Source organism: Aerococcus sp. L_32 (genome assembly GCF_050689315.1).
The window spans coordinates 1-654 of the sequence record NZ_JBOEQF010001044.1 but is presented as its reverse complement, the minus strand read 5'-3'; the positions used below and the strand labels follow the sequence as shown (position 1 = coordinate 654).

Annotated in this window: 1 pseudogene; it reads right to left on the bottom strand. The window is 39.3% G+C overall.

From position 1 onward, the window contains the following. Nucleotides 1-654, bottom strand: a pseudogene (locus ACRCJ0_RS18105) (excinuclease ABC subunit UvrA); the annotation flags it as partial.

The following is a 654-nucleotide window of genomic DNA, read 5'->3' as shown; positions in this document are numbered from 1 at the left end:
ACCAGGTCCCATGTCAATTAGATAATCTGCTTCACGCATGGTTTCTTCATCATGTTCAACGACAATCAAGGTGTTACCTAAATCACGCATACGTTTCAATGATTTAATCAGACGGTCATTGTCTCTTTGGTGTAATCCAATCGAAGGTTCATCCAAGACATACATGATTCCAGAAAGGTTTGATCCAATTTGAGTAGCTAGACGAATACGTTGCGCTTCCCCACCTGATAAAGTACCTGCAGAACGGTCTAAAGTTAGGTAGTTTAAGCCCACTTCTTCTAGGAAGTTTAACCGTGAGGCAATTTCACGCATGATTGGTTGAGCAATCGTCGTATTTTGTTCAGATAAATCTAACCCCTCAAAAAATTCAATGGTATCCACAATCGCTTTATGGGTTACTTCAGCAATATCTTGACCACCAATTTTTACTGACAAGGCTTGACGGTTTAAACGTTTACCATGACATACAGGACATTCTAATTCGGTCATATATTGACCCATAGCTTCTCGCATAGCCTTAGATTGACTAGATTGGTAACGACGACGGACATTTGGAATAACCCCTTCAAATACCCGCATTTTATCTTGAACAGATCCGAATTCATTTTGATAATAGAAATGGAATTCTTCTTCGCCAGACCCATATAAAATCAA